This window comes from Labrys okinawensis (assembly GCF_002982075.1).
In the GTDB taxonomy this organism is placed as follows: Bacteria; Pseudomonadota; Alphaproteobacteria; order Rhizobiales; family Labraceae; genus Labrys; species Labrys okinawensis_A.
Genome location: NZ_PUEJ01000002.1, coordinates 439,382 through 463,410, shown reverse-complemented (window position 1 = coordinate 463,410; position 24,029 = coordinate 439,382). Strand labels below are relative to the sequence as shown.

General features: G+C 64.3%; 24 protein-coding genes. 13 read left to right on the top strand and 11 right to left on the bottom strand.

Features of this window, described 5'->3' with window-relative positions; genetic code table 11:
- The first annotated feature begins 35 nt into the window (after positions 1 to 35).
- The gene (locus tag C5L14_RS05720) at positions 36 to 644 is read left to right on the top strand and encodes a YqaA family protein (protein ID WP_105861069.1); all 609 of its coding nucleotides are present in this window, start codon (positions 36 to 38) and stop codon (positions 642 to 644) included.
- On the top strand, positions 635 to 1,141 hold the full coding sequence (locus tag C5L14_RS05715; protein ID WP_105861068.1) for a disulfide bond formation protein B: 507 nt from the start codon (positions 635 to 637) through the stop codon (positions 1,139 to 1,141). Before C5L14_RS05720 ends, C5L14_RS05715 begins: the two co-directional genes overlap by 10 nt.
- A gap of 204 nt (positions 1,142 to 1,345) precedes the next feature.
- On the opposite strand, the gene C5L14_RS05710 is transcribed toward C5L14_RS05715, so the two are convergent.
- Positions 1,346 to 2,521: an NAD(P)/FAD-dependent oxidoreductase gene (locus C5L14_RS05710; protein ID WP_105861067.1), complete on the bottom strand. Its 1,176-nt coding sequence runs from the start codon at positions 2,519 to 2,521 to the stop codon at positions 1,346 to 1,348.
- A gap of 114 nt (positions 2,522 to 2,635) precedes the next feature.
- On the opposite strand from C5L14_RS05710, the gene C5L14_RS05705 reads away from it, so the two are divergent.
- Together C5L14_RS05705 and modC are read left to right on the top strand one after the other, a co-directional pair.
- A complete protein-coding gene (locus C5L14_RS05705; protein WP_281062559.1) occupies positions 2,636 to 3,091 on the top strand; it encodes a thiol-disulfide oxidoreductase DCC family protein in 456 nt (151 codons plus the stop codon).
- A complete protein-coding gene (modC, locus tag C5L14_RS05700; protein ID WP_105861066.1) occupies positions 3,088 to 4,176 on the top strand; it encodes a molybdenum ABC transporter ATP-binding protein in 1,089 nt (362 codons plus the stop codon). The genes C5L14_RS05705 and modC overlap by 4 nt, the downstream gene beginning before the upstream one ends.
- Before the next feature lie 252 nt (positions 4,177 to 4,428).
- On the opposite strand, the gene C5L14_RS05695 is transcribed toward modC, so the two are convergent.
- On the bottom strand, positions 4,429 to 4,800 hold the full coding sequence (locus C5L14_RS05695; protein WP_105861065.1) for a YkvA family protein: 372 nt from the start codon (positions 4,798 to 4,800) through the stop codon (positions 4,429 to 4,431).
- A 217-nt stretch (positions 4,801 to 5,017) separates the two neighbouring features.
- Here C5L14_RS05695 and sdhC point away from each other — a divergent pair, with 217 nt between their 5' ends.
- The 4 genes from sdhC (at position 5,018) to C5L14_RS05675 (ending at position 8,562) form a co-directional block, all read left to right on the top strand.
- A complete protein-coding gene (gene sdhC / locus C5L14_RS05690) occupies positions 5,018 to 5,449 on the top strand; it encodes a succinate dehydrogenase, cytochrome b556 subunit (protein WP_105861064.1) in 432 nt (143 codons plus the stop codon).
- 9 nt (positions 5,450 to 5,458) lie between these two features.
- A complete protein-coding gene (sdhD, locus tag C5L14_RS05685) occupies positions 5,459 to 5,845 on the top strand; it encodes a succinate dehydrogenase, hydrophobic membrane anchor protein (RefSeq protein ID WP_105861063.1) in 387 nt (128 codons plus the stop codon).
- A gap of 21 nt (positions 5,846 to 5,866) precedes the next feature.
- Positions 5,867 to 7,693: a succinate dehydrogenase flavoprotein subunit gene (gene sdhA / locus C5L14_RS05680; protein ID WP_105861062.1), complete on the top strand. Its 1,827-nt coding sequence runs from the start codon at positions 5,867 to 5,869 to the stop codon at positions 7,691 to 7,693.
- A gap of 89 nt (positions 7,694 to 7,782) precedes the next feature.
- Entirely contained in the window at positions 7,783 to 8,562 is a 780-nt protein-coding gene (locus tag C5L14_RS05675) for a succinate dehydrogenase iron-sulfur subunit (RefSeq protein ID WP_105861061.1), read from the top strand.
- Between the two features lie 109 nt (positions 8,563 to 8,671).
- Here the strand turns inward: C5L14_RS05675 and C5L14_RS05670 are convergent, their stop codons facing one another.
- On the bottom strand, positions 8,672 to 8,890 hold the full coding sequence (locus tag C5L14_RS05670) for a hypothetical protein (protein WP_105861060.1): 219 nt from the start codon (positions 8,888 to 8,890) through the stop codon (positions 8,672 to 8,674).
- Between the two features lie 260 nt (positions 8,891 to 9,150).
- On the opposite strand from C5L14_RS05670, the gene C5L14_RS05665 reads away from it, so the two are divergent.
- A complete protein-coding gene (locus C5L14_RS05665) occupies positions 9,151 to 9,732 on the top strand; it encodes an AprI/Inh family metalloprotease inhibitor (RefSeq protein WP_105861059.1) in 582 nt (193 codons plus the stop codon).
- A gap of 257 nt (positions 9,733 to 9,989) precedes the next feature.
- Here C5L14_RS05665 and C5L14_RS05660 read toward each other — a convergent pair whose 3' ends face one another.
- The gene (locus C5L14_RS05660) at positions 9,990 to 10,832 is read right to left on the bottom strand and encodes a fatty acid desaturase (RefSeq protein WP_245196827.1); all 843 of its coding nucleotides are present in this window, start codon (positions 10,830 to 10,832) and stop codon (positions 9,990 to 9,992) included.
- A 248-nt stretch (positions 10,833 to 11,080) separates the two neighbouring features.
- Between C5L14_RS05660 and C5L14_RS05655 the strand changes: the two genes are divergently transcribed.
- Positions 11,081 to 11,929: a helix-turn-helix domain-containing protein gene (locus C5L14_RS05655; RefSeq protein WP_105861057.1), complete on the top strand. Its 849-nt coding sequence runs from the start codon at positions 11,081 to 11,083 to the stop codon at positions 11,927 to 11,929.
- A gap of 254 nt (positions 11,930 to 12,183) precedes the next feature.
- Entirely contained in the window at positions 12,184 to 12,645 is a 462-nt protein-coding gene (locus tag C5L14_RS05650; protein ID WP_105861056.1) for a hypothetical protein, read from the top strand.
- Positions 12,646 to 12,743: 98 nt separating this feature from the next.
- On the opposite strand, the gene C5L14_RS29925 is transcribed toward C5L14_RS05650, so the two are convergent.
- Positions 12,744 to 12,941 carry a hypothetical protein gene (locus C5L14_RS29925; RefSeq protein WP_146126841.1) on the bottom strand — a complete coding sequence of 66 codons (198 nt, stop codon included), beginning with the start codon at positions 12,939 to 12,941 and terminating at the stop codon, positions 12,744 to 12,746.
- A 73-nt stretch (positions 12,942 to 13,014) separates the two neighbouring features.
- Here C5L14_RS29925 and C5L14_RS05645 point away from each other — a divergent pair, with 73 nt between their 5' ends.
- Together C5L14_RS05645 and C5L14_RS05640 are read left to right on the top strand one after the other, a co-directional pair.
- A complete protein-coding gene (locus C5L14_RS05645) occupies positions 13,015 to 14,574 on the top strand; it encodes an anti-phage dCTP deaminase (RefSeq protein WP_105861055.1) in 1,560 nt (519 codons plus the stop codon).
- A gap of 116 nt (positions 14,575 to 14,690) precedes the next feature.
- Positions 14,691 to 15,647 carry an alpha/beta fold hydrolase gene (locus C5L14_RS05640; protein WP_105861054.1) on the top strand — a complete coding sequence of 319 codons (957 nt, stop codon included), beginning with the start codon at positions 14,691 to 14,693 and terminating at the stop codon, positions 15,645 to 15,647.
- A 125-nt stretch (positions 15,648 to 15,772) separates the two neighbouring features.
- Here C5L14_RS05640 and hisN read toward each other — a convergent pair whose 3' ends face one another.
- The 6 genes from hisN to C5L14_RS05610 form a co-directional block, all read right to left on the bottom strand.
- On the bottom strand, positions 15,773 to 16,558 hold the full coding sequence (hisN, locus tag C5L14_RS05635) for a histidinol-phosphatase (protein ID WP_105861053.1): 786 nt from the start codon (positions 16,556 to 16,558) through the stop codon (positions 15,773 to 15,775).
- A 370-nt stretch (positions 16,559 to 16,928) separates the two neighbouring features.
- Positions 16,929 to 17,237, bottom strand: a complete 309-nt coding sequence (locus tag C5L14_RS05630; RefSeq protein ID WP_105861052.1) for a hypothetical protein — start codon at positions 17,235 to 17,237, stop codon at positions 16,929 to 16,931.
- Between the two features lie 117 nt (positions 17,238 to 17,354).
- Positions 17,355 to 20,819 carry an ATP-binding protein gene (locus C5L14_RS05625; protein WP_105861051.1) on the bottom strand — a complete coding sequence of 1,155 codons (3,465 nt, stop codon included), beginning with the start codon at positions 20,817 to 20,819 and terminating at the stop codon, positions 17,355 to 17,357.
- Positions 20,816 to 22,072 carry a metallophosphoesterase family protein gene (locus C5L14_RS05620; RefSeq protein ID WP_105861050.1) on the bottom strand — a complete coding sequence of 419 codons (1,257 nt, stop codon included), beginning with the start codon at positions 22,070 to 22,072 and terminating at the stop codon, positions 20,816 to 20,818. The genes C5L14_RS05625 and C5L14_RS05620 overlap by 4 nt, the downstream gene beginning before the upstream one ends.
- A 127-nt stretch (positions 22,073 to 22,199) precedes the next feature.
- Entirely contained in the window at positions 22,200 to 22,712 is a 513-nt protein-coding gene (locus tag C5L14_RS05615; protein ID WP_105861049.1) for a DUF1993 domain-containing protein, read from the bottom strand.
- Between the two features lie 76 nt (positions 22,713 to 22,788).
- Positions 22,789 to 23,718: a glutaminase gene (locus C5L14_RS05610; RefSeq protein WP_105861048.1), complete on the bottom strand. Its 930-nt coding sequence runs from the start codon at positions 23,716 to 23,718 to the stop codon at positions 22,789 to 22,791.
- Between the last annotated feature and the right edge of the window lie 311 nt (positions 23,719 to 24,029).

The window sequence follows — 24,029 nt, the reverse complement described above, 5'->3', positions numbered from 1 at the left end:
TGCCGGCTTTTCTGGAATGCGCTTTAGGGACGATCATGCTGCGCCGCTTCTACGACTGGATGATCCGCATTTCGGAAAGTCCCCGGGCCGTCTGGGCCCTCGGCATCGTTTCCTTTGCCGAAAGCTCCTTCTTCCCGTTTCCGCCCGACGTCATGCTGTTGCCGATGGCGGTCGCCAAACCGAAGAAGGCCTGGTTCTACGCCGCCGTCTGCACCGCCACCTCGGTACTCGGCGGCGTGTTCGGCTACATGATCGGCTGGCTGCTCTACGACACCGTCGGCTCCTGGCTGATCAGGGCCTATGGCTATGAGCACGGCGTCGAGCAGTTCCGCTGCCTCTACGCCCAGTATGGCAGCTGGATCATCCTGATCAAAGGCCTGACGCCGATCCCCTACAAGATCGTCACCATCACCTCGGGCTTCGCCGGCTACAGCCTGTTCTGGTTCGTCCTGCTGTCGCTGCTCACGCGGGGCGCGCGCTTCTTCATCCTGGCGGGGATCCTCAATCTCCTCGGCGAGCGCATCCGAACCTTCATCGAGAAGAACCTGACGCTGGTGGCCATCGGCTTCGTGGTTGTGCTGGTGGGCGGGTTCTTCGTCGTCGAACATCTCATGCCGTCGAGTGGAACTGCCACATGCCAATGAATTTGAGCTCCCGCGCCGCGTTGGCGGCGGGATTGATCGGCCTGGTCGTCATCGTCAGCGCGCTGGTGCTGCAGCACGGCTTCGGCTACGCTCCCTGTCCGCTCTGCCTCGAGCAGCGCTGGCCCTATTATATCGGCGTGCCCATCGCCTTCATTCTTGCTTTCACCGGCGACAGGCTGCCGGCGAAGGCCATGGCTGCGGCGTTGCTGCTGCTGGCCATCCTGTTCGCCTATGGCTGCGGGCTCGGCATCTACCAGGCGGGCGCGGAGTGGGAATACTGGCTCGGCCCCGCCAATTGCGCCGCCGGCAATATCGGCGCCAACCCGGCCGATGTCGGCGGGCTCTTCGATGCGATCGACAGCTCCACCGTGGTGTCCTGCACCAATCCGAGTCTGCGCATCCTCGGCCTCTCGCTGGCCGGCTGGAACGCCATCGTCATGGCCGTGATGGTGCTGATCACGCTGAAGGGGGCTTTGAGCGCGGCTAGGTCGAGGTGAGGACACGGCGAGAGCTTATCCGCGTTTGGATTGGCTCGAGCTTTGTCATTGCCGGGCTCGACCCGGCAATCCAGCCTCTGCCGGTGGTGACGAGGCCCCTCTGGATGCCCGGGTCAAGCCCGGGCATGACAAGAGTCCGCGTGTCCAACTCTCGGGTCAGACAGGCCAGAGCTCGCAACGTTGGCGCTTCACATCGCCCCGCCCTCAAATCACATTCAGCTCGAACACCGGCTTGTTCTCGATCACGCGCTGATAATCGAACACCGAGAGGTCGAGCGTCTGGAAGCGGCCCGTCGTGATCAGTTCGGCGACGGCGCGCCCGGCAGCCGGGGCCTGCTGCAGGCCGTGGCCGGAAAAGCCGTTGAGAAAGAAGAAGTTGGGCATGGAGGGATGGGGGCCGATCACCGCATTCTGGTCGAGCGTGTTGTATTCGTAATGCCCGGCCCAGGCGCGCACGAGCTTGAGCTCCTCCAGTGCCGGGACATGAGTCGCGAGCGCCGGCCAGACCGCCTCCTCGAACAGGTTGTAATCGACCTCGAAATCACCGTCTGCCCGCTTCTCGCCGCTTTCGTCCTCGGCGCCGCCGCAGATATAGACCTCGCCTTCCGGCCGGATGTAGATGCCGCCTGGTTCGACCAGCAGCGGCATGCGCGGCAGCTCGGTGCGGCAGCGCACCACGAAGACGGAACGCTTGCGCGGCTCGACCGGCAGGTGGAGGCCGGCGAGGGCGGCAACGTCGCCGCCCTGCGGCCCCGCCGCGTTGACGAGCGCGCCGCAGGCAATGCGCCCGCCCGATTTCAGCCTGACCGCCTCGATCTTGCCGGCCCGGTGATCGATGCCCACCACCTCGTCCTTCACATAGACGGCTCCGGCATCCCGGGCAGCCTTGCGGAAGAGATCGAGCAGCGAATGGGCGTCGAACCAGCCCTCGCCCCGCCGGCCATAGGCACCGGCGGCGATGCCCTCGACATTCAGCCAGGGAAACTCTTGGCTGAGGGCCTCGGGGCCGAGCAGTTCGATCGCCGTGCCCTCGGCCTTCTGGACTTGCCAGTTCTGCTCCAGGATCGCCTTGCCGCCCTCGCTCGCCAGCAGGAGATAGCCGCCCTCGTGGAATCCGATATCGGCGCCCGGCCCGAAACGCTCCTCGAGGCCGCGCATGATCTCCAGTCCGAACAGGCTCATGCGGATGTTCTCGGGCGTGGAGAATTGCTGCCGGATCGAGGCGGCCGACAAGGTGGTCGAGGAATGGGTGTAGGTGGGATCGCGCTCGATCACCGTGACAGAGCCGGCAAAGCCGAGCTGGACCTTGAGGAAATAGGCGGCGGCCGAGCCCATGGCGGCGCCGCCGACGATGACGATGTCTGAAAAGGAGGGGGTCACGAGAAACTCGCTGGCAGAAGGGGCGATTGCGCCCGGGGGTCAGCCTTTCTATGATCGGAGGCACGAGATGCGCAATATCCCCGGGTGCCCTCGCAAGATCGCGGGAGAATTTTCGTGAGCGGATGGCGGCCACAGCCGGCGGGCGATCTTCCCGATGGGCTAATCCTGTTCGACGGGGTCTGCGTCCTGTGCTCGGGCATGGTCGCCTTCGTCATTCCCCGTGACGCCGCCGGCCGTTTCCGCTTCGTCGCCATTCAGAGCGAGGCGGGCGCCATGCTCGCCCGCCGCTTCGGCATCCGGCCCGACGATCCCGAGGCCGTCGCCGTCGTTTCCGGCGGGATGGCCTATTTCAAGGCGGACGCCGCCATCGCCATCGGCCGGGGCCTGCCGGGCTGGCGCTGGGTGATCCTGCTCAAGGCGATACCGCGACCTGTCAGGGACTTCCTCTATGACTGCATCGCCCGCAACCGCTATCGCCTGTTCGGCAAGCGCGAGAGCTGCCTGATGCCGACCCCGGAGATTCGCTCGCGCTTCATCGCCACCCTGCCCGATCTTGCGAGCGCGGCATGATCGAGGCCGACATCACCGTCCGGCGCGCCGGCTTCACGCTCGAATCGGCCTTCACCTCCGACGGTGGCATCACCGCCTTGTTCGGGCGCTCGGGTTCGGGCAAGACCACGCTGCTCAATGCCATGGCCGGGCTGATCCGGCCCGACAGCGGCCACATCCGCCTGGATGGGCAGACGCTGTTCGAGGCCTCCACGCGCATCTTCCTGGCTCCGCATCGCCGCCGGATCGGCCTCGTCTTCCAGGACGCCCAGCTTTTCCCGCACCTGACCGCCCGGCAGAATCTTCTGTATGGCCGCTTCTTCAACCGCAGCTCAAGCCCGAAACTCGACTTCGACGCGGTGGTCGGCGTGCTCGGCATCGAAAAACTGCTGGGACGCCGTCCGAACGCGCTGTCTGGCGGGGAGAAGCAGCGCATCGCCATCGGCCGCGCCCTGCTGGCCTCGCCGCGCCTCCTGTTGATGGACGAGCCGCTCGCCGCCCTCGACACCCCGCGCAAGCTCGAAATCCTGCCGCTGATCGAACGCGTACGCGACGAGATGAAGGTGCCGATTCTCTATGTCTCGCATGCGGTGGAGGAGGTGGCGCGCCTCGCCGCCCGCGTCGTGGTCCTGGAAGCCGGCAAGGTCAGCCGCATCGGCACGCCGCAGGAAGTGCTGGCGCCGGCACCGGATTCGCTCTTTGGCCCGCTCTCGAGGCAACGCTTCGAGACGGTCTCGCTGCTGGAGGCGCGGGTGCGCGGCTATGACGAGCATTACGGCCTCTCGACCCTGGATCACCCCGCCGGCCCGATCAGCATTCCCGGCCGCGCCGGCCTGCCCGGCGCCAGGGTGCGCGTGGTGGTGCGCGGCTCCGACGTGTCGCTCGCCATGAAGCGCCCGGGCAGCGTTTCGATCCGTACCATGCTGGGAGCGCGAGTGAAGGCGATCGTGACCGACGACGGCCCGGTCGCCCGGATCGACCTCACCCTGACCGGCGGCGACATGCTGTCAGCCTTCATCACCCGCAACGCCGTGGATGAACTGGGCCTAGGCGAGGGCGACACCGTGCTGGCCATGATCAAGGCGGCTTCGATCGACGCGCGATAGAATAGCCGCGACCCCTCATCCCCCTGCCGGGACCTTCTCCCGCAAGGGGAGAAGGTGCTGAAATTGGGTCGATTGAGGGATTCCGAACGCTCGACAAATTATTCCCTTCTCCCCTTGCGGGAGAAGGTCCCGGCAGGGGGATGAGGGGTGCAGCCTGCCCCAGAGCAAAGCACGTTTAGACGGCAGCGCTCTAAGTCTTTGATTGGACACGTCTTTGCGATTCTTGGCGTGACCGCCAAATCGCAAAACGCTCTAGCGCTTCCCCTTCACCTCATCGAGCCAGCGGCGGGCCGCGTCGTGATGGCGTGGCTGGATGGCGCCGGATACCATGCGGATGGCGGCATAGAGAATGGCGGCATCGTCGGTGAAGCCGAGCCCGGCGACGAAGTCGGGAACGACGTCGAAGGGCAGCACGAAATAGGCGAGCGCCCCCGCCAGCGTCGCCCGCACCTTGAAGGGCGTGTCGCGGTCGAGCACCGCGTAATAGGCGGCCAGCAGATCGGAAGCGAAGGGAACATGGGCGAGCGCCAGCTTCAGCTTGGGCAGGAAATCGGCCTTGAGCTGCTCCTTGCGCCGCTCGAAACGGCGACCGGCATCGTCATACATGCGGGACTGTGTGACCATGGTACCCTCCTCAACGCGAGAGCATGTGGCCCTGCCTGTGGCGGTTTCAAGCATTGCATGCCCTTGCGTCACTAAAATATTTCATTCTGCATGGCTGGTCTGCGCCCAAAATCCGCCAGGATCTCCGGATTCGCGTTCTAATCCATTGCACTGAGCCCGCCGACAGGATATCGCATCGCAGCAAGATTATAACGGGTCGAAACTGGAGGTCCTTCCGATGGCCGATCCAAACGCGTCCGCCGGCAAATCTGGCCTGGCTGATTCGCGTCCCTTGTCGCCGCATCTGCAGATCTATCGCTGGCCCATCACCATGACGATGTCGATCCTGCACCGCGTGACCGGCGGGGCTCTCTATGTCGGCACATTGCTGCTCGCCTGGTGGCTTCTGGCCGCGGCGACCAGCCCTTCGGCCTTCGCCTGGGTACAATGGTTCCTCGGCAGCCCGCTCGGCCTCCTGATCCTGTTCGGCTATACCTGGGCGCTGATGCATCACATGCTCGGCGGCATCCGCCACTTCATCTGGGACTTCGGTCACGGCCTGGGGCCGGGCGAGCGCAACACCTATGCCTGGGCCAACATCATCGGGTCGGTGGTAACAACCGTGCTGATCTGGATCGTCGGCCTGCTGGCCTTCAGCGGCGCCAACTGAGGACCCGACATGAGCAAGAGCCTAAAAACCCCTCTCGGCCGCGTGCGCGGCCTCGGTTCGGCCAAGTCCGGGACCCATCATTTCTGGCTGCAGCGCCTCACCGGCGCGGCCATGGTGCCGCTCACCATCGCGTTCGTGCTGACGGTGATCTGCCTGGCCGGCGCCAGCCAGGCCACGGCGATCGCCACCCTCTCCTCGCCGCTCGTCGCCATCCTGCTGTTCCTCTTTATCGTCGCCGGCATCGTACACATGCGGGTCGGCATGCAGGTGATCATCGAGGATTATGTGGAGACGGAAAGCCTGAAGATCCTGGCCGTTCTCGCCAACACCTTCTTCTCGCTCCTGTTGGGGGCTGCCTGCCTCTACGCTCTGCTGAAATTGAATTTCGGGATGTAACCCAGTTTCGGGGTATAATTTATGGCCGAAGGCACCGTTAACCAACCCTCCGCCCTGGGCACCGCCTATCCCATCACCGACCACACCTATGACGTCGTGGTGGTCGGAGCCGGCGGTGCGGGCCTGCGCGCCGTGGTCGGCTGTTCCGAGGCCGGACTGCGCACAGCCTGCATCACCAAGGTTTTCCCCACCCGCTCCCACACGGTGGCCGCCCAGGGCGGCATCGCCGCCTCGCTCGGCAATATGGGCCGCGACGACTGGCGTTTCCACATGTACGACACCGTCAAGGGATCGGACTGGCTGGGCGACCAGGATGCCATCGAATATCTGGTGCGCAACGCGCCGGCCGCCGTCTACGAGCTCGAACATTGGGGCGTGCCCTTCTCGCGCACCGAGGACGGCCGCATCTACCAGCGCCCCTTCGGCGGCATGACCACCGATTTCGGCAAGGGCATCGCCCAGCGCACCTGCGCGGCCGCCGACCGCACCGGCCACGCCATGCTGCACACGCTCTATGGTGCGGCGCTCAAGCACCAGGCCGAGTTCTTCGTCGAATATTTCGCCCTCGACCTGATCATGGACGAGGAAGGCCGCTGCCGCGGCATCGTGGCGCTGAAGATGGACGACGGCACCATCCATCGCTTCCGCGCCCACCGGACCATCCTGGCGACCGGCGGCTATGGCCGTGCCTATTTCACCGCAACCTCGGCCCATACCTGCACGGGCGACGGCAATGCCATGGTGCTCAGGGCTGGCCTGCCGCTGCAGGACATGGAATTCGTGCAGTTCCATCCCACCGGCATCTATGGCGCCGGCTGCCTGATCACCGAGGGCGCCCGCGGCGAGGGCGGCTATCTCACCAATTCGGAAGGCGAGCGCTTCATGGAGCGCTATGCTCCCTCGGTGAAGGACCTCGCCCCGCGCGACATGGTCTCGCGCGCCATGACCATGGAAATCCGCGAAGGCCGCGGCGTCGGCAAGCGCAAGGACCACATCTTCCTGCACCTCGACCATCTCGACCCGAAGATCCTGGCCGAGCGCCTGCCGGGCATCTCGGAATCGGCCCGCATCTTCGCCGGCGTCGACCTCACCAAGGAACCGATCCCGGTGCTGCCGACGGTGCACTACAACATGGGCGGCATCCCCACCAATTATCACGGCGAGGTGCTGACCAAGAAGGGCAACGATCCCGACGCGATCGTCCCCGGCCTGATGGCCCTGGGCGAGGCGGCGTGCGTGTCCGTGCATGGCGCCAACCGCCTCGGCTCCAATTCGCTGATCGATCTCGTGGTCTTCGGCCGCGCGGCGGGTCTGCGCTGCGCCGAAATGCTCAAGCCGGGGGAGAAGCATGCCGATTTGCCGGCCGACTCGGCTGAGCGGGCCCTCTCCCGCCTCGATCGCCTGCGCTACGCCAAGGGTTCGACCCCGACGGCCGAGCTGCGCCTGTCCATGCAGCGTGTGATGCAGAGCGACTGCGCCGTCTACCGCACCAGCGCCTCGCTCGCCGAAGGCAAGGAGAAGATCCACAAGGTCTGGCAGAGCGCCGACGATGTGCGCGTCACCGATCGCTCGCTGATCTGGAACTCGGACCTGATCGAGACGCTGGAATTCGATAATCTGATCGGCCAGGCCGTGGTCACCATGGATGGCGCCGAAAACCGCAAGGAAAGCCGCGGCGCCCACGCCCATGAGGATTTCCCCAACCGCGACGACCAGAACTGGATGAAGCACACGCTGGCCTGGGCCGACACGGAGAAGAAGTCCGTCACGATCGATTACCGGCCGGTGCACACCTACACCATGTCGAACGACGTCCAGTATATCGAGCCGAAGGCGCGCGTTTATTGAGAAAGGCAGCTCGCTGAAGCGAGCTGTCGCAAGCCTGACATCCATCGACTTATCCGGGCGCCTTGCCGCAGCCCATGAGAGACCCGAAAATGGTTCAGCTCACACTTCCCAAGAACTCCCGCATCGTCAGCGGCAAGGTCTGGCCGAAGCCGGAGAACCAGAAGAATCTGCGCGAGTTCAAGATCTACCGCTACGATCCGGACGGCGAGACCAACCCGCGCACCGACACCTATTTCGTCGATCTCGACGATTGCGGCCCGATGGTGCTGGACGCCATCATCTGGATCAAGAACACCATCGATCCGACGCTGACCTTCCGCCGCTCCTGCCGCGAAGGTATCTGCGGCTCCTGCGCCATGAACATCGACGGCGCCAACACGCTGGCCTGCACCAAGGCGATGAGCGACATCAAGGGCGTGATCAAGATCTATCCGCTGCCGCATATGCCGGTGGTGAAGGACCTGGTGCCCGACCTCACGCGCTTCTACGCCCAGCATGCCTCGATCGAGCCCTGGCTGAAGACTGATACGCCCAAGCCCGAGAAGGAATGGCGCCAGAGCCATGGCGACCGTGAGAAGCTGGACGGGCTTTACGAATGCATCCTGTGCGCCTGCTGCTCCACCTCCTGCCCGAGCTATTGGTGGAACGGCGACCGCTATCTCGGCCCCGCCGCGCTGCTGCAGGCTTATCGCTGGCTGATCGACAGCCGCGATGAGCGCACCGGCGAGCGCCTGGACGAGCTGGAGGACCCCTTCAAGCTCTACCGCTGCCATACCATCATGAACTGCGCCCAGACCTGCCCGAAGGGCCTGAACCCGGCCAAGGCGATCGCCGAAATCAAGAAGATGATGGTGGCAAGGCAGGTCTAGAGGCGGAGCCACCACCCCTCATCTCCCTGCCGGGGCCTTAAGCCACCAAAGGCGTTAGCGACCTCGCACGGGGAGAAGGGGCCTTATCCGGTCCGACCGCCGAACGCTCTCACCGCACCGGGCCGGTGACATCGACGTCTTCCACCGGCGGCTGCTTGCCGAGTTCGTTGCGATCGAGCCGGGGCGAGGCCGCGGCCGGAACGGTGGCGGGTGCGTGAAGCGTGAGCTTGGGCAGTTCGAGATTGCTGTCGACGCGGCCGATCGGAGCGGCTGCTGACGTCATCGTCGACAGGGCAACCAGCACTGCAACGGCGCTTGGGGCAGCCATGGGTTCTCTCCGGGACGTGTGACGTTCAGGCCACACCTTGGCGGAATTGATTTAAGCAAGCCTTAAGATCATCGGGCCTATCAAAGAATCGACACAGAACCAGCTCAACACGGGAGTGCGTTCTCGCAATCCGATTTACCCTACGGTATGCGGGATCGTTCGCCCGATATCGCCCGCGGCATCGCGCTTCTTGCTGTCGCCGCCTGCCTCGATCTGATATTGGCAGTACCGAGCAACTCTGACTGGGACCGGATGGACCGATGAGATTTTCCGCGCTGGCAATTCTACCCTGTGCCCTGCTGCTGGCGTCGTGCGCGTCATCGACTCGTCTTGGCGACGCCTTCGATTTCGGCAGTTCCCGCCGTCCTCCGCCGGATGCCGGCCGGCCCGTGCCGGCGCCGGAGCCGCTGATGGCGGCGCCGACGGAGGACGTGACCTCCCAGCCCCTGCCGCCTGCCGGCAGCGAGGCTACGCCCGGCGGAACCGCCGCTGCGCCTTCCAGCTCGCTCGCGCCGCCCGGCAACCAGGTCGCGGCCCTGCCGGCCACGCCACGCCCGCCTTCCACCGGCGGCATTGCCGGAAGCTGGAAGATTTCCGACGCCGCCCGCGGCAGCTGCAACATCTCGCTGACGCGCCAGGCCCTGCTCGACGTCTACCGCGCCTCCCCCTCGGGCTGCCAGGCCGGCTCGCTCGCAAAGGTCAATGCGTGGCAGCAGCGCGGCCAGGAGATCGACCTGCTCGAGCCGGGCGGCCGTACGGCCGTGCGCCTGTTCCCGACGGGCGACGGCGCCTATGAAGGCGCGGCCACGCTGTCGGGCGCCAAGATCCGGATGACCCGATAGGTCCGCTGGACGGTGATTGCCGTTGACGGGAGAGGTCGCTTGGCGCGTTCGGCCGGTGCATGAGCGGTTGCGCTACGCCGGCGCCGCTTCGTGCCGAAAGCCTTCCATCTCGCCCACCCGTTGGGCGAGATGAACGGACCGTGCATCAACTACAACGCCTGTGCCTCTTCGCGTCGTTCTTACGGGGAGAGCCGCGGTGAGGGCCGCGCGGCTCCGGCGGGGCATTGCGAGCCAGGACCGGCGCCGTTTCCGTCTATCTATCCTTCGCGCGCCAGCGGCGCCCGCCCATAGGGGTGGATCAGCGTGTCGTGCTCGGTGATGAAATAGCGCCGGGCCACGTCCCAATAGCCGTCATAGACCAGACCGCCATTTTCGCGAATCACCCGCTCGCGATTGGCGCGGTACCAGGCCGGGATCTCGTACCAGGGCATCATCGGGTTGTCGTGATGCACGACATGCAGATTGTTGTAGAGGAAGAGAAGCCCGAAGATCGGTGCGTTCTCGACGATGGCCGTACGCTCCTCCACCTCGTTCTCGGCGCGGTGCTCGGCAAAGGAGCGCACCAGCATCAGCGCCGTGCCGGGATAGACGATAGCCACGAAATAGACGAGCGGATTGAGGCCGCAGACCAGCACCAGCCAGGCCAGGACCGCCAGCAGCTGCAGGGCGTGGCTGGTCCAGATGCGCCGATGCATCGGTTCGTTGCGCCACACTGCGCGGGCTTCCCGCGCCAGGAAGGTCGACATGGCCCGCGCCGGACCGATGGTCATCCGGCCGAGAAAGGTGGAATTGGCGCGGATGGTCCAGGCATGGAAGCTGCCGAGCCGGTCCCACTGCTCCTGTGTCCAGTAGTGTGATTCGGGATCGTCGAGCGGGTCGGTCAGCCTCTCGTCCCGGTGATGCAGCAGGTGGCTGATGCGATAGGACTCATAGGGCAGCCACAAAAGCAGCGGCCAGCAGCCGATCCAGCGGTTGAGAGTGCGATTCGCCGTCGGGTGGCCATGAATGACTTCGTGCTGGAGCGAAGCGTGCCAGGCGACCGTCCAGGCGCCGAGCGGGATCCAGATCCAGAGCGGAATCACCGCATGGAAATAGGTCAATAACCCCCAAAGACTATAGATTATAGACGCAAGAGCGACAGTCGGCCATTCGACTGCCTTCCGTCTCCGCTGCGCCCAAATCTCGGCCTTACGCATTCAAATCACTCCATAATTACAGTGATGATGCGGCGAAAGCCTAAATCACACAAGGATTGTGTTGTCGCATAACATTGACATTTGTCGTCTAATAATCTCTCTTGTAGATAATTTCATTATGTGTTGACTATTATAAACAGTCCGGGTGAAAAATGGCACATCCCAGCGCGGCACAGAGCTTTCGCGACCGGCTCGAACGGGTCATCGCTCAGACGGGCCTCAACCAGGCCGGCTTTGCCCGCCATGTCGGCATCGACCGTTCCACCCTGTCGCAATTGCTGTCGGCGGAGAACGACCGCCTGCCCCGGGCCGAGACTCTGGCCGCCATCGCCAAGGGGTGCCGCATCTCGATCGACTGGCTGCTCGGCCTCAGCCAGCGCGAACAGATCGGCGCCGAACTGGTGGAAGCGGTGCTGACCATCGAAACCCAGGCCCACGCCCCTTTCAACGAACGTTTCCTGCGCTGGCATGCCGAGGCGGCCGGGCGCAAGCTGCGCACCGTGCCGATGAGCTTTCCCGACTTCCTGAAGACGGACGAGGTCATGCAATTCGAATATGCGGCGGCGCTCGGCCTGGACACCAGCCCGGCCCTGGCCGAACGCAGAAGGCTGATCATCGCCTCGATCCGCGATGGCGGCGAGATGGAAGCCTGTGTCTCCGTTCAGGCACTGGAGCTCTTCGCGCGGGGCCAGGCCCAATGGGAGGGTTTCGATACCGCCGGCCGCCGAGCCCAGTTCAACACCATGGCCGCCCTGGTGGATGAGCTCTATCCGACGCTTCGGCTCAACCTCTACGATCTCAGGCAGACCTATTCGGCACCCTTCACCATCTACGGCAATTCGCGTGCCGCCGTTTATCTCGGGCCGACCTATCTGGTCCTCAATGCCAGCGAGCATATCCGCATGCTGACGCGCCGTTTCGAGGATATCGTGCGCACCGCCACGGTACAGCCCCATGTCTCGGCGGCCTATCTGCGCGACCTCGGCGCCTCTCTCGACTGAGCGGAATTGGCGCGGGCCGCAGCCGGACCGGCGGCAGGTCCGGGCCAGCACGACGACAGCCGCATTCTCCCGCGCAAGATGAACGCCACGTGAACAGCGGCTTGCAGGATTGTTCACACAAATCCAGTTATGGTCCCCCGCAACAAACGCCTCATGACTGAATGCCCGTCTGCGCCAACTTTTGTTTCGATCCCTCGTTGCGGGGCGTGGGGACGGGTCGCAAAACGTTCTAGGATCCGGTCTGGAGAAGCTTCATGCCCTGCCGAACCCTTTTCGGGGTTATTGCCGGTCTGGCCTTCCTGACCCTGGGCCTTCAGACCGATGTGAATGCCGCCTTCGCGCAAAACTCGCTGAATAATTACGCCCAGACGCCGCAGCAAGCGCCGATGCTGGGAAATGATCGAAGCCTTCCGCTTGCACCCGAGGAAGTCGGCCAGGGCCCGGACGAGGCGGGGAATCCGCGCCTGCTGCCACCGCGGGCCATCGTTTCCAGCCTGGCCGGACGGGGATATCGCAATGTCGTCATCAAGCGAGTACGCGGCGACAGCTATATCGCCGAGGCGGAGGGTTCGGAAGGCGGGCGCGTGCTGATCGTCATCGACGGCCATACCACGGAAATTACGGGATTACGGCAACTGGGTTGGGCCCGCCCGCCCCGGCAATGGGACAATGACAGCTGGGTCCCGCCGCGTCCCTGGAGTGGTCCACGCTGGTAGGCTCGAGCCGAAACTCGATAACTCGGCGTGCTCCGGAGCAGTCCGGCAGCCCGCCTGCGCTTCCGGCGCGGGCGGGCTCGTTTAATGCTACATCAATATCAACGCCTTTGCTTACCGGCGATAATGCCGCCAATCGTCCTTAGGTCCTCATCCGTAATGAGAAACGGACCTCTCCTATATACGGGGCGACTTAACAACGCTTTCGATACAGCTTCTACTTCAAGCGCGATTGTATTGATTATTTTTTCTTTTTTTTCTATCTTAGTAGCTTGAGTTTGCGTCAAAGCTTCCATCATAGCCTCTCCTCCCGACGCTGATTCGCAGTGTAACACACCCAGAATCATCTAGGCCAGCCCAAGATTCTTCTTCATGGTGAAAAACTTGGAAAGTCCACCCCTAGGTACCTCCTCGTTCTCAATACCTAAAAAAGTGCCGAATCCAGAGTTGATTATTGGACTTGTTGGGCCAATAGGGGCAGATATCGATAGCACCGTTGAATTCTTGACAAAGAACTTAAAAGAAGTAAATTATTCAGTACACTTAATACACCTTACAGATTACATGGAATTTGCTGACGTTAAGCAAAAAATTGATAAAAGCACCTACTATAACAAGTACAAAACTCTAATTTCTTACGCAAACGAATTTCGCAAGATGGCAAAGAACAATGCCGCAATGGCCGGCCTAGCAATAATGCAAATTCGCGCTCATAGGGAAAAACAAAGAGGGGACGCCAATTCGCCTGCACTGGGAACCGCATATATAATCCGGCAATTTAAACGCCCCGAAGAAATAGATGTCATGCGGGGCTTATATGGTAGAAAATTCATTCAGGTTTCTATCTACGGCAATGAAATTGAGCGCCGACGCCATCTTATACAAAAAATTCGAAGATATGATAACTCACCAAAATCCGATTCCGTATGCGAGAAAGAAGCCATAGAGCTTATTGATATTGATTATAACGAGAAAGATAAAGACAACGGACAAAGAATATCTGATGTTTTTCATCTTGGGGATTTATTCGTAGATAGCTTAACTGAAGATCGTGGTAACGGGACGATCTACCGCTTCATTCAAGCTTTATTCGGCCATAACGGCTGTTCCCCAAACAAGGATGAATATGGTCTATATATTGCAGCTGCGGCATCTCTACGGTCAATAGATTTGTCACGTCAGGTTGGAGCAGCAATATTTAGTGGCTCCGGGGATGTGATATCGATGGGCTGCAATGAAGTACCCAAGGCTGGCGGTGGAACTTATTGGTGCGATGATCCCGGAAAGAAGCACAGAGATTTTGAACAGAATCTTGACCCAAACAACCAACGTAAGAATGAAATTATATACGATTTCGTTGCACGCTTGTCTGAAGAAAATCTTTTAGAGAAATCTATTCAAGATTTACCATCTGTAGCGGAACGCTTTCAGAATATTATATCGAGATCCCTCATAAAAGACAGTCAAGTTATGGATATTATTGAATACGGTAGAATAATACACGCCGAAATGAATGCCATTACGGATGCAGCTCGTTTGGGTCGCTCGACTAGCGAAGCAACATTATTTTGCACAACGTTTCCTTGTCATATTTGTGCAAAGCACATCGTATCTTCTGGCGTGAAACGTGTTGTGTTTCTAGAACCGTATCCCAAAAGCTATGCAGAGTCTCTTCATAACGACTCGATAACCTTTGATCCAACCAGGAAAAACAAGGTATTGTTTCAACCGTTTATTGGAATTTCACCGCGACGATATCGTGATATCTTTGAGAAAAAGAAAAGAAAGGATAGCAACGGTCGCGCTGAACAATGGTACGAGAAACTTCCTGCTCCAATGATCGAGGATCGTAGTGCGGCTTACATAGAAAATGAGCAGCCTTTTATTTTCGTTTGCTTGCAAAATTTAATCGCTGGCCAGTCAACGCAATAATTTTATCCTCGATAGCTCGGCGTGCTCCGGAGCGGTCCGGCAGCCCGCCTGCGCCCCCGGCGCGGGCGGGCTCGTTATTTGACGCTGCCGTCGCAAAAGATGCTAAGGAGCACGTCATGCTCCAGCATACAGGCCCCCGCCTCCACGACAGCCCCGACAATCCCTGCCCGGCCGGCGCCATCGTCGAGGCGCTCACCACCCGGGACGGCATCACGCTGCGCACGGCACGCTGGCCTTCGCTGTCGCCATATCCCAAGGGAACCATCTGCCTGTTCCAGGGGCGCTCCGAATTCATCGAGAAATATTTCGAGGTGATCCGCGACTTGCGGGCCCGGGGCTTTGCGGTGGCGACGCTGGACTGGCGGGGGCAAGGCGGATCCGACCGCCTTCTGCGGGACGGGCGCCTCGGCCATATCGACGATTTCGCTGATTTCGGACCCGATCTCGACGCTTTCATGCGCAAGATCGCCTTGCCCGAATGCCCGGGCCCCTTTTACGCGCTAGCCCATTCGATGGGCGGCGCCATCCTGTTCGCCAATCTGCCGCCCGGCTCGATCTGGTTCGACCGCCTCGTGGTTACCGCGCCGATGATCGAGATCGACCGCAAGCCTCCCGGCGCCCGCTGGCTCGCCCGTGTCCTCGGCGGGCTTGGGCTGGGACGGCTGATCGTGCCGGGCTGGTCGCCGCGCCCGGTCGGGCTCAAGCCTTTCGACGGCAATCCGGTGACCTCTGACAAGGCCCGCTATGAGCGCGCCGCGCGCATCGCCCGCGACGCGCCAGAACTGGCCATCGGCGGGCCGACGATCGGCTGGGTCCGCGCGGCCTTTCGGGTGATGGACCGGCTGGCCGATCCGCGCTTCGGGGCTGATTGGCGGATCCCGACCCTGATCCTGCTGGCGGGCGACGATCATGTCGTCTCCTCCCCGGCGGCCCGGCATTTCGCGGCCAAGCTCTATGCCACGCGGACATTGACCCTGCCCGGCTCGCGTCACGAGATCACCCAGGAACGCGACGCCATCCGCGAAGCCTTCTGGGCCGCCTTCGACGCCTTCATCCCCGGCACGCAGGCTTAGGCCCGGCGGCACAGCTTTGCGGATGAGATGCGAAGACACGGAGGTCGATCTCCAGATCGACCGTCTTCGCTCTCTGTCGCACTCAACGTTTCCAAGGTGGTCGATCTGGAGATCGACCCTCCTCCTCAGCCGGCCTGCAGCAGGGAGAGGGCCGCCGCATGCACGCGCGCATCGCCCGCCGCGACGACACGGCCGCCCGCCTGGGCGGGGCCGCCGTCCCAGGTGGTGATGACGCCGCCGGCGCCTTCCACGATCGGGATCAGAGCCGTGATGTCGTAGGGCTGGAGATTGGCTTCGATCACCAGATCGACCAGGCCCATCGCCAGCATGGCATAGGCATAGCAGTCGCCGCCGTAACGCGAGAGCTTCACCTTCTCTTCCACGGCCGAGAACAGCGCCCGGTCGGCCTCGACCATCAGGCGGGGGCTGGTGGTATAGAGCACGGCGTCCGCCAGGCCCGCACAGGAGCGGGTGCGCATGGTGCGCTCGCCGCCGGGGCCGCGATATTTCGCCGAACCGCCATCGCCCGAGAAACGCTCGCGCGTGAAGGGTTGGTGCATCATGCCATAGCAGGGCTGGCCGTTGCGCAGGAGGCCGATCAGCGTGCCCCAGCCGACCATGCCGGAGATGAAGGATTTGGTGCCGTCGATCGGATCGAGCACCCAGACGAATTCGGCATCGAGACGTTCGGAGCCATATTCCTCGCCCATCACACCGTGGCTCGGAAACATCGCCCGGATCTTCTGGCGAATCACCGCTTCGGCGCCCCGGTCGGCCTCGGTGACGGGATCGAAATTGCCGCCGCCGGACTTGTCTTCCGCGGCCAGGGCCGACCGGAAGAAAGGCAGGATCGTGGTGCCCGAAACATTGGCGAGCTCGTCCACGAAGGCTTCGAAATCCACCGGTGCCATCTTTTTCTCCGCGCGGCCAGAGCGCTTCGTCTGCGCCGGTCTCCCCTAGAGCATAAGCGTTCAGGCGTGAACGCTTTTTTCTCTAGCTCGTTGATCCGACGCGTCTTTGCGATTCTTGGCGATTCCACCAAATCGCAAGACGCTTTAGAGTCTTTTGCGCTCCGGCGAAATCGCCGGGGAACGCAAAGGCACGTCAACCAGGAGTTGGAGCAAAGCGCGTCTCGGTCTGAACGGGCTCTGCTCTAGAGCAGATTCCCGCCGGAGCAAACCGGTTTTTGAAAATGAAAACCCCGCCTTGCGGCGGGGTTCCGGGGGCCCTGCTGCCAGCCGCCTGTCGGGGCCGGTGCCGGGACGCTACCGTGAAATTCGATCAGCGGCAGACGCGCACGCGCTCGATGTGATAGCCGTAATCGTACTGGTTCGGCACGCGCTGGCGCTCGAACCAGCAGCGGGGCTGCACATAGACCGGAGCGGGCTCTTCGTAATAGCCGTCGTCATAATAGCGATCGCGGTTGGTCAGCGCGCCGCCCAGGAGCAGGCCGCCGACAAGGCCGGCTGCCGCACCGCCGGCAAAGGCGCCGCCACGGCCATAACGAGCTTCCGCGGTACCGGTCGTCGCCATCGAGGCACCGGCAACGGTGGCAACAACCAGGGCCGATGCGAGAATTTTCTTCAACATGATCAATTCCTCACGTGGGGCGCTCCAGAAGCGCCACCATCGGTAGCTGCTTTGTGCCCTTGAACTCATGGGATGCACTTTAGGGGGTACAAGCTGAATGGACAATGAACGCTTCCGTCAGCTTTCCGGAGGGTTTTGCGGGTCCAGCGTGACGATGTCGACGGCCGGTCCCAGGCGTTCGCGGGCGATCTCCATCACATGCCGATGATGGGTGAACAGGATCTTCTGCAGCCCCGACCCCTTGAGCGCCAGCACCTGCAGAGCGGCGGCGACGCGCTCCTCGTCGAAGGTCATCACCAGATCGTCGCCGACGAAGGGCGGTACCTCGCGCCGCGCCGCCATGGCTTCGAGATGGGCAAGGCGAAGCGACAGGTAAAGCTGGTCCCTTGTGCCTTCGCTCAGGCCGCCAATGTCGGTGGTGCCGCCATCGGGCCGGCGTGCGGCGAGGCGCAGCCTGTCGGCCTCGTCATAGAGGGTGGCGATGCCGGAAAAGCCGCCGGCGGTAATGGTGGCGAACAGGCCGCCGGCCCGCGCGATCAACGGCCCCTGCTCGGAGCGGAGCTGGCGCTCCAGCCCCGCCTCGAGCAGCAGGGAAGCGGTCTTCAGCACCAGATAGTCGCGCGTAATGCGGGCAAGATCGCTGCGGGCGTCCTCCAGTGCCTGGGCGGCCCCGGCCGCGCCGGCCTCCCGCTCGATCGCCTCGCGGCGCCGGCGCAATTCCCCGAGGGCCAGGGCCGCCTGCTTGTCCGCTTCGATCAGGCCGTTGAGCTCGGCCTGCACGGCCTCGCTCTCGCCCGCGGCCTCGTCGATGCCGATCTCGGCGGCTTCGGTCCGCAGCGCCGCCTCTTCAAGACCGTCGCCCTGCCCGCTCAGTTCCGCCCTCGCTGCGGCGAGTTCACGCTCGAGGCCGGCGCGCAGCGTGAGATCGGCGGCAAGTGCGGCCAGGTCCGCCGTTTCGCAGCCGGCCTTGGCGGCCAGACCGGCAACGGCTTCGTCATGGCCGCGCTCGGCTGCCTCCGCCTTGGCCAGCGCATCGCGGTAGCGATCGAGACTTTCCCGTGCGGTGCGCCGGCGGATCGCGGCGTCGCGGGCCGCCGTCAGGGCCGCCATCAGGTCGAGAGCGGTCTCCGCCGGCTCGCCGCTCGCCTCGGAAGGAAGCCTGTCGACGAGGCTGGCGGCCCGTTGCGCGAAGGTGGTGCGATCGTCGAGAATGCTGGCGATCCGGTGCTCCAGACTCCCGAGCTGGGCCAGCTTGCCCTGCACGGCGATCCACAACTCGCTCGCCTTGGCGGCTTCCTGGGGGCTCGCTCCCGGCGCCAGCCCGAGAACGGCGAGTGCGGCTGCCCAGTCCGACTGGGTGGCGGCGCGGGCGGTCTCGGCCGCTTCCCGGGATTTTTCCGCCCGGGCCAGCTCGGCCCGGCTCGCCTCGAGCTGGTCGGCGAGCGAGCGGGCCTCGCGAGCCCCCAGTTCGAGCGCGGCGAGGCCATCCTCGATCAGCCGCACCAGGCTGGGCAGGCTTTGCGCCGACGCGGCCGCAATGCCGATTTCGGCGGCAAGGGCCTCCAGGCCGGGCCGCTCCCCGGCCAGACGCCGCTGGCCACGCTCGATCTTGAGCTCCAGGTCCCGCAGCGCCTGGCGCTCCTCACGCAGCCGCGCGAGCTCCACCAGAAAGCGGCGCATCGCCGCCGGCGCCTCCGCCGTGCAGCCGAGCGGGGCGAACAGGGCCTGCCAGGCCTGCCAGGCCTGCTCGCTTTCGTGCAAGCGCGCCGCGATCCCGGCCTCGGCCCGCGCAAGAGCCGCAGCATCCCTGTCGCGCGTGCGGCGCGCCACCTCGCGGCGCGCCAGATGCTCGGCCTGTGCCAGCCTGCGGTCGGCGAGATCGTCCACGGCAGCGACGATCTTGCGATAGGCACTCGCCGCCGCCGCGGAGGGTTCGCTGACGACAGCCTCGAACAGGGCATCGCGCTCCGCGCGTTCGCGTGCCAGCATGGCATCGTCGATCAGCCCATCCCTGCCTCCGCCCTCAGCCAGGAGCGCGTCGGCTTCCGCCAAGGCTTCCCGCAGGCGCCGGACTTCGGCTTCCTGTTCGCGGGCCGTGTTCTCCAGTGCCGCCAGCGACCGCTCGGCTCGGCCGATCTCCTCCTCGGAGGGCTCGCGCCAGGCCCAGAGCTTGTGCTCGTCCTTGACGGCCGGCGACAGCCGCGCCAGCCTCTCCTGCTGCAGCGCGCGGCGGCGCGCCAGTTCGCCTTCCTGCTCCTCGATGGCGCCGGCTTCCGCCAAGGCCGGCTGCATGGCTTTCAGCCGCTGGCGCAGGGGGCTGGGATCGGCGCTGGCCCGGACGGCGGCCATCTTGCGCTGCAGTCCCTCGATGGTTTCGCGGGCCCGTTCGGCGGCACGGGCGCTTTCGCCCGCCTCCCGCTCGATCTCGCGTCGACGTTCGGCCAGCACGCGGATGCGTTCGAGGGCGAGATCGTCCGGGCTCAGTGCCGAAAGGGCGGCCCGGTCCTTCTGGCCGAGCCGCCGGGCGAGTTCATCGAGATCATCGGCGATTTCCCGCGCCTCCGCCTCCCGGCGCGGCAGGTCCAGCATCGCCTTGGCCAGGGCGGCACGTTCTTCGTTGAGGGCGGTGATCGCCTCGCCCGCGGCCAGCACATCGTCGTCGACGGAGATCGCGGCCAGAGCCCGCTCGGCATCCTCCACCTCCCGCGCCAGGCGGGCCATGGCCTCCCGTCCCGTCTCGGCCCGGGCCAGTGCGGTCTCGATCTCGGCGGCAAAACCATCGGGCAGGTCTGGCCGGGCCTCGACGGCGGCCAGGGCCGTCTCGGCCTTGCCGATCCGGGCGAGCAGGGGGGCCACGCGGCGGACGCGATCGATGCGGGCGCGCCGGATGCCGGCCTGGCGCAACTGTTCGGCCAGGGCGCGCGCCCGCGCCTCGCCAGCTTCGATCTCGGTTTCGAGAGCGCGCACGTCATCGGCCCGCAGCGATTGCTCGCGCAGCGCCCGGCGGGCCTGGTCGTAACGCTCCTGCGCCTCATAGAAGGCGCGCTTGTTCGACCTGCGCGCCCCGAATAGCCCGTCCGCCTCGCTCTCCAACCCGGCGCGGACCGAAACCAGGGTCTTCAGGCCGGAGGCGGCGGCGAACAGGCTTTCGCCCACCTCGCCCTCGGCAGCCAGCATCTGGCGGGCGCCCTCGCGCAGGCCGGCCTGGTCGAGCCCGAAGGCGGCCAGGAAGACCTCGCGCGAAATGCCGCTCAATAGAGGCTCGAGCAGTCCGTCGTCGAGCGGCGCGTCTTCGGCATCGGTAAGGGAATTCTTCAGCCGCTTGCGGCGCCAGAACCGCAAGGAGCCGCCATCGGCGCGCTGCATCTCGGCACCGACCTTCAGATCCTCATAGCGATGCCTGAAATTGGCGGGGCTGCGCGGCTCGAAGCCATAGAGCAGGTCGGTGATCGCCGACAGCGCCGAGCTTTTCCCCGCTTCGTTCGGGCCGTAGACGATGTGCAGATCGGCATCGGGGCGGAAATCGAGACGTGCCCCGGTAAAAGGGCCGTAGCGGTCGAGATCGAGGCGGGTGAGTTTCATGCCGCCTCTCCGGCGCCGGCCTTGCCGCCGCGGCGCAGCCGCGCCAGGGCGACGGCGCGCGCCTCGTCCACCAACGCGGCGCCGATCTCCTCGCCGCGCACGGCCTGGCGGACCTCGTCCGGCAATTTGGCGAGAATGTCCTCGACGATACCGGCAAGCGCCTCGCTGAATTCCGGTTCCGCCTCCAGCCCGGCCAGCAGGCCCTGGGGGTCGGCAAAGCCGACGGTCTCGTCCAGCGCGCTCCGCGGCGCGGTGGTGGCAAGTTCGACGCGCTCGATATAGAGCCGTTCGCTCACCCTGTCGGCCGCCGCCTGGATCTCGGCCCGCAAATGCTGGGCGTCGGCGGCAAGCCCGTCATGAACAGGCGTCTCGCCCGTCAGCGTCAGGCGCAGGGCGAGCGGACGCTCGCCCGCCGCGTCGATTTCCTCCCGCAAAGCCGGCTCGACCAGGGCCAGCACCTCGGCCAGCGTCGCCGCCTCGCCGATTGCGATACGGCGATGGCCCCAGCGGGCCTTGTCGAGCACCAAAGGCGTGAGCGAGGCGACGGCCCCGTCCTCGACCTCCACCAGCATGGCGCCTTTCGGCCCGCTCTCGCGCACATGGCGGCCCTGGATATTGCCGGGAAAGACGACAGGGGGATCCGTGGCGACGATTTCGGCCGCATGGATATGGCCGAGCGCCCAGTAGTCGTAGTTGCGCGCTTTGAGATCGGCGAGGGTGCAGGGCGCGTAGGAGGCATGGCCGGCCCGGCCGTCGAGCGAGGTGTGAAGCAGGCCGAGATTGAACCAGCCTGCGCGCGCCGGAGGAAAATCGCGCACGATATTATCGCTCAAGGAACGCTCCGCGAAGCTCCGGCCATGCAGGGCGACCTTCAGCTCGGGCAGTTCCATGGTCTCGGCCTTGCGGGTGCCGAAGGAATGCACCAGCGAGGGCAGCGTCACCTTGCGCGAGATCTGGCTTTCGGCGTCGTGATTGCCCTGGATCAGGAAGGCGGGAATGCCGGCGCGCGACAGCCGGGCCAGCTGGGCGGCGAAGAACAGGCCGGTGTGATAATCGCGCCAGTCGCCGTCATAGACGTCGCCCGAGATCACCAGGAAGGCTACCTGCCGGGCCAGCACCTCGTCGATCAGTGCTTCGAAGGCTTCGCGTGTCGCCCGCCCGAACAGCGCCGCCAGCTCGGGCTGGCGGGCCGTCAGTCCATGCATGGGGCTGTCGAGATGCAGATCGGCGGCGTGGACGAAGCGAAAGCGCATCAGCGCTTTTAGGATCGATTGCAGCGCTTTGTCGAGGCGCTCCTGGGACCGCCTTCAGCCGGTTCCTGGAACCGCTGCTCTTGCGGATGGGAAGAGCCGGCTGAAAGCCGGCGGTCCCAGGGACGCTTCAGTCGAACAGCGGGCCGAGATAGTCCTTCTTGCTGAGTTCCACGCCGTTGGCGCGCAGGATCGCGTAGGCGGTGGTGGCGTGGAAGAAGAAATTCGGCAGGGCATAGAAGTTGAGATAGTCGTCGGGCTTCAACTCGCGCTGCGCGCCGGCGATCTTCAGGCTGATCACGCGCCCGCCGCCGGCCTCGACAGCAGCCTGGGGAACGGAGCGGATGAATTCCAGCGTCCTTGCGATGCGCGAGCGCAATTCGGCGAAATCCTTCTCGTCGTCGTTGAATTTCGGCGCCTCGACCCCGGAAAGCCGCGCCACGCACAGCTTGGCGAAATCGCAGGCCGTGCTGACCTGGCGCGAGAGCGGCAGCATGTCGGCGGTGAGTCTGAGCCCGCACATCACGGTCGGTTCGACCTTCTTGGCCTCGGCAAAAGCGGCTGCCTTGTCGAGGATGGCCGAAAGCGCCTCCAAGGTGTGCACGAAAACCGGCACGGTTGCCTGGTAGTATGAAAGCGACATGAGTTCCTCCGGGCCTGTCTGGGCGATGGGGCTGTTTTTACTTGGCTCGAGGCCCGATGGCCACGGGTTCTTCGCCTCACGCCCCGAAGATCGACCAGCCCATGCGGCGGGTGAGAGCCTCGAGGGCGATGCGGCCGAGATGGGAATTGCCGTTGGCGTCGAGGCCGGGCGCCCACACCGCGATGGACGCCTTGCCCGGTGCCACCGCCAGGATGCCGCCGCCCACGCCGCTCTTGCCGGGCAGGCCGACACGGTAGGCGAATTCGCCGGAGCCGTCATAATGGCCGCAGGTCAGCATGATCGCGTTGATGCGCCGGGCGCGCTCGGGTTGCACCACGCGATGGCCGGTCGAGGGATTGCGGCCCTGCGAGGCGAGAAAACGCCCCGCCATCGCCAGTTGCCGGCAGGACATGGCGATGGCGCAGTGATGGAAATAGACGCCAAGCGTGTAGTCGACCGGGTTGTCGAGCACGCCGAAGGATTTCATGTAGTTGGCCAGAGCCGCGTTGCGGAAGCCGGTGCGCTGCTCGGAGGCGGCCACCGCCTCGTCGATGGCGATCGAGGGATCGTCGGCGAGGAAGCGCATGAAATGCAGGATCTCGCCGAGCGCCTCGCGCGGCTGGTGGCCGGACAGAATCAAATCGGTGACGGCGATGGCGCCGGCATTGATGAAGGGGTTTCGCGGAATGCCCTTCTCGTTCTCCAGGAGCACGATGGAGTTGAAGGCGCTGCCGGAGGGCTCGCGTCCCACCCGGCGCCACAGCCGGTCACCAGCCTTGCCGAGGGCGAGGGTCAAGGTGAAGACCTTGGAGATGCTCTGGATCGAGAAGGGCATGTCGGCATCGCCGCCGACATGGGCATTGCCGTCGGCATCGATGACGGCGATGCCGAAATGCCTGGGGTCGACGCGGGCAAGTTCGGGAATATAGCTCGCCACCTCGCCACGCTCGCTATAGGAGCCCATCTCCTCGGCGATTTCGGCGACGATCTCATCAAGCAGGGGCAAGGCGGGCCTCGGGTTTGGATGGTGGTCTTCTCCCTTAGCGCAAATCGGCGGCGGTTTGGGAAGAGGTGTCGACGAGCGAGCGCGGTGCTTCACCCCTCATCCGGCTGCCGCCACCTTCTCCCGCAAGGGGAGAAGGGATTTGAACGTGATAGCTTTGCCTCTGTCAAAGCGCAGAACTAGCTTAGTAGGTCCCCTTCTCCCCTTGCGGGAGAAGGTGGCGGCAGCCGGATGAGGGTGAACTAGCGGCCCTTTCCTTGACTCTCGTGCCCATATCCCCTACATCCCGCCCCGTTCTTACATGGGTAAGACGC